Source organism: Haloarcula nitratireducens, assembly GCF_019599505.1.
Genome location: NZ_RKLT01000052.1, coordinates 1 through 7,914, shown reverse-complemented (window position 1 = coordinate 7,914; position 7,914 = coordinate 1). Strand labels below are relative to the sequence as shown.

The following is a 7,914-nucleotide window of genomic DNA, read 5'->3' as shown; positions in this document are numbered from 1 at the left end:
GGAAATGCGACTCCTCTCAAAACCGCCCATTGGGCGTGAGACGGGAGTTGTCGGGGGCTGGTGGAGGCCCCGACCCTCACGGACACCACCAGGGTGTTCGGGTGTTAATTCCAGCCGACTTCGAGAGGAGAAGGGCGAGGGGAATTAAATTCGCCTGCGTCCATTCGTCCGTTTCTGGACGACATGGACAAAACGGTGACGCCTCGGGGCTTGCCCCCGAGGTACTTCACAGGTAGCCCGGCGTCGTACCGTGCGGTAAGACAACTCGCGTAAACTTTCAATCGGAAGAATCGGGGCCGCTTCCCGCTGATACGGACGGTTCCACGCCCACCACCGGCAAATCCAGTGGGGAGTACGTGGTTCGGACTCGTTCGCCGTCCTCACGGTACCCCTACCCGTCACTGGAGACGGTCGGCAACGACCGCGCACACGAGGGGGCGACAGCATACCAAAACACGCCCCGTTCGCGGTTGCACTCCGCCCTCGTCGGCGGAGTATGGTCGATGGCACGACCCGTGTCCGCTCACGTTCCAACCGTGGGCGGTTGCCCGGTATTCGGACGCCTCGGTTCAGGCGGTATCGGGTACGGCACAAGCGGATACCGCGTCCACCTCGGACGTGCGAATACGCCTGCCCCTCGTTTCGAGGGCCGACCTGTAGCGCACGAACCCGGTACTCTCCACGCGGGGAGAGGAAGTTGCCTTCAGGGGCCAACGGAACGGCCCGACGCCCCACGAAGGAATCCTCGCTTTAGGGCGGGGAGGATGTCAATACCGACTGGCTGTAATTCACGATGAATTGCTTGGGATGTGAGTCATCTGTATTGACCGCGCTGAGTCACGATATGTCTTCCGCTGAGGGTATCAACAAAGCCGTATCGTCGTCTCTGGGCGAGATGTATTCGGGACGTATGACGCCAGAGGGAGTACCAGTACCCAGCTTGAGGTAGTGAAGGGCACTATCACCTGTTTTTTGGCCCCTGACGGGCGCGGGGCCAAGCGGCCTCGCGTGAGTTCGAATGCACACGAGAGACATCTACGAGAGCGGATTCGACGAAGAGAGCGGTCGAACACTCACTGGGGCGTGTCCCGAATGCGACGGAAGCCTCGAAACGGACGGCGGCGAGACGAGTTGCGTGGCATGTGGGCTCATCGTCGATTGTTATTACGTCGACCACGCCGCCGAACCACGGAGCTTCCCGGAAGACGAAACGTCGACCGAACGCACTGGCGCACCGCTGACCACGACGCGTCACGACCGCGGGCTCTCGACGGAGATCGGCTGGGATACCGACGGGAAGGGGAACAGGCTCTCAGCGCGGAAGCGACGACAACTTCGCCGACTCCGACGCGAGCACACCAGAGGGCGCTGGCGGTCGAAGGCCGAGCGAAACCTGGCAGACGGACTCGGCTCGATCGCCAGACTGACCGGCGCGCTGGACCTGCCGTACTCACTGCGAGAACAGGCATCTTCGCTGTTCAGAACGGCCCAATCAGACGAGCTGCTCGTGGGGCGCTCCATCGAAGGAATCGCCGCAGGCTGCGTCTACGCTGTCTGTCGGGTAAACGGTATCACGCGAACTATGGAGGAGGTCGCCGAGAGCGCACAGGTCGAGCAATCCCGAGTGCTCAACGGCTATCGAACGCTCAACGAAGCCCTCGCGTTACCCGTTCCCCCGCAGTCGCCGAGCGCGTTCGTTCGGAAACTGGCGAGCGAACTCGATTTGCCACCGGAAGTTATCTACGATGCAACGATGCTCGCCGAACGCGCCCACACCACCGGAACGAGCGCGGGGAGACATCCTGCTGGTTTTGCCGCGACCTGTCTCGGGGTTGTCGCTGACGAATACGGACATTCCGTGATGCAACGTACCCTCGCGGACGCGGCCGGGGTGAGTGCGCTGACGGTGCGGAACAACCGGGAAACCGTTCGAGGGCTGGTGGAGAGTCCCAAGTAGCTAGCAATCACATGGAGTGCTACTGACCGCTCGATAGCGAGTCTGAATGCGGTGGTCTTCGTCGTTAACTCGTCGTTCGCTTGCTCATCACCTTTCCCGCTTCGCATCCAATTTTTCTCGCGCCCTGACGGGTGCGGGCGCTCGTCTGTGGGTGCCCGAGACCAATGCATCCGTTAGCCAAACTTCAGTTCAGTAAACGAGTCGCAAAGCGTGCACAATACGAAGCCCTCGATATCTCGCTGTGTAGTGATGAGGTTCTCGTTCGAAACGAGAGCCATGCCAATCCCAAGGATCACGAATACACCGTCACCGTCGAAGACGGCGTACCCGTTGCCTGCACCTGTCCAGCGGACGCTCGCTTCGATGGGGCCTGTAAACACCGGGTAGCCGTTGCAATTCGGCGGCCACTACTCGACGCACTGGCGTGTCAGCGAGCGGGCGAGCCACTTATCGTAAGCGACGGGGGACAACCCCAACCGGGAGCGGGCGACGAGGTATCGAGCGAGGAGACGGTAGGTTCGGGTGCAAAGAGCGCGACAGCAGACGAGACTGTCGAGGAGTGTGACGACTGTCGTCCAGCGTTTCCGTGCTGGGAGTGTTACAAAGCCGGTCGCGTCGATCTCGACTGAGTTGCCTACGGTAAACGGCGTGGCATCGTTCTCTACTGGCAAAGTGCGTTTGCCAAGCTACTTGCGTGTGCAGGGCGGAGAACTACTATGTGTTTTTTCACAGTTATTGAGTCTCGACTCGTTTTCCCCGAGGAGATTGCCTTCGGCACAGGTGGGTCGTGAACCCGAGCCGCGTCGACTCAATCGTCGACCTGACTTACGGGCTGCTGATCGCAGTCTCGGTCGGGCTGATCGTCGTCGCCGGAAACGCCATCGGACTGGCATTCGGGTTCGGAGTGTTACTCTCGTACGTCCTCCACGTCGTCTGGAAGATGGCTCGATTCGACCCGAACTGGATGACGACAGCGGTCAAGGAGACCGTCGAGGAGACAGTCGACGAGACGGTCGGCGAGACAGTCGAAGAGAAGGTTGGCGAGACTGTCGAGAAGACTGTCGACGAAACCGTTAGTGAGACGGTGGAGAAGACTGTCGACGAGACGGTTAGCGAGACCGTCGAGGAGACGGTCGGCGAGACGGTGGAGAAGACGGTCGGTGAAACCGTCGAAAAGACAGTCGACGACACCGTCGAAGAGAAAGTTGGAGAAACCGTCGAGAAGACGGTTGACGAAACGGTCGGCGAGACGGTAGAAGAGACGGTCGAGAAGACAGTCGAGGAAAAAGTCGGCGAGACAGTCGAGGAAAAAGTCGGCGAGACCGTCGAAAAGACGGTCGATGAGACAGTCGAAGAGACAGTCGAAGAGACGGTAGAGGAGACGGTCGGTGAGACAGTCGAAGAGACGGTAGAGGAGACGGTCGGTGAGACAGTCGAAGAGACGGTAGAGGAGACGGTCGAGAAGACGGTCGAAGAGAAAGTCGGAGAGACAGTCGAAAAGACTCTCGAAGAACAGATAGCGGCCGAAGACGCAGACGAGGAAGCGGACGAGGGTACCGAGGACGCAGAGGCCGAGGCTCGATGAGCAGCCTCCTCCTCATCGCTGGCGTCCTCGTCGCGATGTTCGTCGCCTACAACATCGGTGGGTCGACCACCGGACCGGCATTCGGGCCGGCCGTCGGTGCCGACGCCATCTCCAAACCCGTCGCCGCGGCGCTGATGGGCGTGTTCTTCTTCATCGGTGCCTGGACGCTCGGCCGGAACGTCGTGACGAAACTCGGCAGTGAACTGGTCGTCGACACCGGGATCTTCACGCTCGAATCGTCCATCGCGGTGCTGTTTTTCATCGGAGTCGCACTGCTGGTCGGGAACGTCTTCGGCGTGCCGGCCTCGACCTCGATGACTGCCGTGGGTGCCATCGCCGGCCTCGGACTGGCCGGGGGCGTACTGGATTTCGCCGTGATGGGGCAAATCGTCATCTGGTGGGTCGTCTCGCCCATCATCGGCTTCTGGGTCTCGCTGATTATCGGCCGATACTTCTACGCGCGACTGAACGAGCTGGTCGCGATGGAGCGCAGTACGGGGCCGCTGCTCGACGTCGACCGGTCCGGCCTCGTTCCCATCCCGCGGGTCCACCGAACGACCAACCGCCGGGAGTTGGTCGGGACGATTACCGTCGTCGCGATCGGTTGTCTGATGGCCTTCGCCTCGGGCACCTCGAACATCGCCAACGCCGTCGCACCGCTGGTCGGCAGCGGCGAACTGGAAATGAACCCGGCCATCATCTTCGGTGGGTTCGCCGTTACCATCGGCGCGTTCACCATCGCTCGGCGGACGCTGGAGACGATGGGCAGCGATATCACCGAGCTTCCCCTGACTGCGGCCATCGTCGTCGCGTCGGTCTCCTCGACGCTAGTCGTCTTCCTCTCGGCGCTCGGCATCCCCGCGAGCTTCGTCATCATCGCGACGATGTCCATCGTCGGGCTGGGCTGGGGCCGGGCAACCCGACCAATGACCGCCCCCGAGGTCGTCGCCAGTGACGGGGGGCCACCGGTCACGGTCGACGCGCTGGCGGCTGACGAGGAAGGCGAGGAACTTCCTCCCATCGGGACGGAGGACGCCGAAGACATTCCCAGCCCAGGGGCGCTGTTCAACCCCGTGACGACCGCCCGGGTCGTCCTAATGCAGAACGTCGTCCCGGCCATCGCGACGGCCGGTGCCTATCTCACGTTCCGCTTCGTCCCGGTATTCGGGTTCTGAGCCGGTTCGAACTCCGCTATCGTGGGCAGTCCGAGTTTTCAAGAATCCATTGACCTCACCGAGAAGGATGTCAGGTACCGACGAGCTCGTCTCCTTCGAATCTGACTCGTCAGCGAACACGGCGAATGGCAGGACCAGCACGAGCAACAATACCCATCCCGGCTACGACGAAGATCCGTCGGGCGGCATCGGCGACAGCACTGACCAGATGGTGGCAACGGGTATTGATGCACTCTCGACACTGCGGTTCCCGAAAGTCGGGAATCGACGTCTGATGTTATTCCGAAGGGTTCGTCGGTTCTGCGATTGATAGCCCCACTTGTTTTCGGGCTTCGACCCGAACCAGTGTATGATGTCCGACACCATGCAAGCAGTCGTCGTTGAGGAACCGGACGGCGAGTTCCAAGTGGTCGAACGCGACGTCCCCGACCCCGGGCCGGGCGAGGTCCGGGTCGCCGTTGAGGCCTGTGGCATCTGCCACAGCGACGCATTCGTGAAAGAGGGGACCTATCCCGGCATCTCCTACCCGCGGGTCCCCGGCCACGAGATAGCCGGCCGTATCGACGCCGTCGGCGACGACGTGACGCAATGGACCACAGGCGACCGCGTCGGTGTCGGCTGGCACGGCGGCCACTGCTTCACCTGCGAGCCCTGCCGCCGCGGCAACTTCCTCCAGTGCGAGAACGGTGATATCACGGGCGTCACGTATGATGGTGGCTACGCGGAGTACGTCACTATCCCCACCGAAGCGGTTGCTGGGGTCCCCGAGGACCTTGCCGCCGCCGACGCCGCGCCGCTGCTGTGTGCTGGCGTGACGACCTACAACGCGCTCCGGAACAGCCACGCAGACCCCGGCGACCTCGTGGCCGTCCAAGGGGTCGGCGGTCTGGGCCACCTCGGCGTTCAGTACGCCCACGCCGCTGGCTTCGAGACGGTCGCGCTCTCCCGGAGTCCCGACAAAGAAGACTTAGCCCGCGACCTCGGCGCCGACCACTTCGTGAACACCGCCGAGACCGACCCCGCTGAACGGTTGCAGGAACTCGGCGGTGCGGACGTGGTGCTGGCGACCGCGCCCGCCAGCGACGCCATCGAGTCCGTCGTCGGCGGACTGGGCATCGACGGTCGGGTGGTCGTCGTCGGCGTCCCCGGCGAACCGGTGGCCGTCAACGTCCAGCAACTCGTCGGCGCCCGCGGCGGCGTCGAGGGGTGGGCCTCCGGACACGCACAGGACTCCCAGGACACCCTGGAGTTCAGCGCTCTTCGGGAAGTCACCCCCGAGATAGAGACCTACCCGCTGGCCGAGGTCGACACGGCCTACGAGCGGATGATCGAGAACGAGGCCCGCTTCCGGGTCGTGCTGGAACCGTAATTCCGCCCACGAGAGGTCCTTCGCCGGCCGCTTAGAACCCTCATAACCCGGCAGTTTAGCGTCTGAATATACGAGACTGCTTCCACAACATATTGTCTACATCTTCTACACCGACCGAATCAAAAGACCCTGAGTCTCGGTGTGTGACGTGCTACATACGCACCCTGTATCCAGTACGGCCAACGCTAATTGTCATCGGCTGAGGGTTTCAACAGAGCCATTTTGATTTACGTCGGACCCCCGTGCCCATGCTCGTGAATCGGCCGCAAAAATACTACTTGATGCAAACGAACGACCGCTCATGAATCGCAGACTCGTCGCCGGTGGAGCAATCCTCGTCGTCCTCTTGCTCGTCACTGCCACCGTCGGTATCCCAGCCCTCTTCGAACTGCAGAAAGACAACAACACTACGGCGACTTACTATTACACCGCTGAAGTGAGCACGAATGCGACGCTCACCGATGCGACGCTCTATCTCCCACTTCCCGTCGATCCCGACGGGACTCCAACCGTTGAGGACGTTCGCGTCGCGAATTACGACGGTCCGGAAGCGAACTGGACGACCAGCATCGTCGAGACACAACGTGGACCGATGCTGGCGATCGAAGCCGAAGAAATAGTCGGACAAGCGCGCTACTATCTCGTCAACGAGAACGGCTCCTTAGCCAGCCCCGAACCGATCAGACGTGCAGAAGCGCCCGAAGATATGAGCGGTCTCAGACTCGAACCAGCACTAACTCGGTATGAGGTGATGGCGGAGGTCACCATCGAATCGTTCGGAAACGGCATCCAGAACGGCACGATCGAGACGCGCTATCCGCGTGGGAATTCGAGTCTCCTTTCGGCCACGTACGATTACAGTCCGAACAAGTGCAATCCGGTCTGGAGCGGCGAGTACCAAACCTGTACCACGTTTCGGGCAGATATGTACGCGAGTTACAATACCAAGTCCTCGGCAATGGTCCGCGTCGGTGCCGTTGAACTCTGGGGAATCAACGAGTGGGGGTGGTTTTTTGCCAACAGCTTCAACGAGTACACGCAACGCGTCGAACAGATCGAGTTTAACGGCTCTCACGATGGGTGGGTGAGCGCGACCGGCGAACTCCAAACCGGGAAAGGCAGGTATCAACAGTAACCGAAGAGGGGCCTGTGGGACGTGTTCGTCGGATTCCTCCCACGACTTTAGCCGTGGGCTTCCTCCTTGTATCTCTGTGAATGGACTGTCGCGGAATCTTCCTGACTCGTCGTCACTCACACTCGGTGATTGCCCAAGCCAGACCGCTTTTCCGTCCCTCCTCGGTATGCCCAGTCCGCCATGAACACGAAACTCTTAGCGGGCAGCATCCTGACCGGACTCAGTCTCATCGGCGCAATCCTCAACGCGTGGGCACGGCACTTCTTTTTCACTATGTTCTACATCGCGCGAGGGGAGTCCCTAGAAGGTGCCGGGAGCTTTGACCCAGGTCCGTATGGGGTGGCCCCCGAGTCGACCCAGATTTTTCTCGGGATTCGACTGCTCCTCTGGCTTCTCGTCTGCTTCGGTATCGCTCTCTTAGTCTGGGGAGTCCTCGAAGAGACCCGGTCGGCCGAGTGAAATACCGCTCGTGAAGTACCTCGGGGCAAGCCCCGAGGCTTCACCGGTTTGGGTCAGCACCGCGCCCGTAGGCGAATTTAATTCCTCCCGACCTCCCCCGTGAGGGGTCGGCTGGAATTAACACCCGAACGCTCGGTGCGTCCGTGGGAGTCGGTCGCTCCACCACGACCCGACAACTCCCATCTCACCTGCTGTAGCAGGGTGTTGAGAGGAGTCGCATTTCCAAACTGCCTC

At 61.3% G+C, this 7,914-nt stretch carries 7 protein-coding genes; all 7 read left to right on the top strand.

Annotated features, from left to right (window positions below):
- Positions 1-1,018 precede the first annotated feature (1,018 nt).
- The 7 genes from EGH23_RS25960 (at position 1,019) to EGH23_RS25930 (ending at position 7,680) form a co-directional block, all read left to right on the top strand.
- Complete coding sequence (locus EGH23_RS25960) at positions 1,019-1,957, top strand: transcription initiation factor IIB (protein WP_220582882.1); 939 nt, start codon at positions 1,019-1,021, stop codon at positions 1,955-1,957.
- A gap of 164 nt (positions 1,958-2,121) precedes the next feature.
- Positions 2,122-2,586 (top strand): SWIM zinc finger family protein, encoded by a 465-nt coding sequence (locus tag EGH23_RS25955; RefSeq protein WP_220582881.1) that lies wholly within the window; start codon positions 2,122-2,124, stop codon positions 2,584-2,586.
- Between the two features lie 158 nt (positions 2,587-2,744).
- A complete protein-coding gene (locus EGH23_RS25950; RefSeq protein ID WP_220582880.1) occupies positions 2,745-3,542 on the top strand; it encodes a hypothetical protein in 798 nt (265 codons plus the stop codon).
- Positions 3,539-4,717, top strand: a complete 1,179-nt coding sequence (locus tag EGH23_RS25945; protein WP_220582879.1) for an inorganic phosphate transporter — start codon at positions 3,539-3,541, stop codon at positions 4,715-4,717. The genes EGH23_RS25950 and EGH23_RS25945 overlap by 4 nt, the downstream gene beginning before the upstream one ends.
- Positions 4,718-5,081: 364 nt before the next feature.
- A complete protein-coding gene (locus EGH23_RS25940; RefSeq protein ID WP_220582883.1) occupies positions 5,082-6,086 on the top strand; it encodes an alcohol dehydrogenase catalytic domain-containing protein in 1,005 nt (334 codons plus the stop codon).
- A gap of 301 nt (positions 6,087-6,387) precedes the next feature.
- The gene (locus EGH23_RS25935; protein WP_220582878.1) at positions 6,388-7,221 is read left to right on the top strand and encodes a hypothetical protein; all 834 of its coding nucleotides are present in this window, start codon (positions 6,388-6,390) and stop codon (positions 7,219-7,221) included.
- A 180-nt stretch (positions 7,222-7,401) separates the two neighbouring features.
- On the top strand, positions 7,402-7,680 hold the full coding sequence (locus EGH23_RS25930; RefSeq protein ID WP_220582877.1) for a hypothetical protein: 279 nt from the start codon (positions 7,402-7,404) through the stop codon (positions 7,678-7,680).
- Positions 7,681-7,914: the final 234 nt, after the last annotated feature.

What these genes read in the sequence shown, in the direction of transcription:
- EGH23_RS25945 (WP_220582879.1), top strand. Translation starts at nt 3,539, where the DNA reads ATGAGCAGCCTCCTCCTCATCGCTGGCGTCCTCGTCGCGATGTTCGTC.
- EGH23_RS25930 (WP_220582877.1), top strand. Translation starts at nt 7,402, where the DNA reads ATGAACACGAAACTCTTAGCGGGCAGCATCCTGACCGGACTCAGTCTC.
- EGH23_RS25935 (WP_220582878.1), top strand. Translation starts at nt 6,388, where the DNA reads ATGAATCGCAGACTCGTCGCCGGTGGAGCAATCCTCGTCGTCCTCTTG.
- EGH23_RS25960 (WP_220582882.1), top strand. Translation starts at nt 1,019, where the DNA reads ATGCACACGAGAGACATCTACGAGAGCGGATTCGACGAAGAGAGCGGT.
- EGH23_RS25955 (WP_220582881.1), top strand. Translation starts at nt 2,122, where the DNA reads ATGCATCCGTTAGCCAAACTTCAGTTCAGTAAACGAGTCGCAAAGCGT.
- EGH23_RS25940 (WP_220582883.1), top strand. Translation starts at nt 5,082, where the DNA reads ATGCAAGCAGTCGTCGTTGAGGAACCGGACGGCGAGTTCCAAGTGGTC.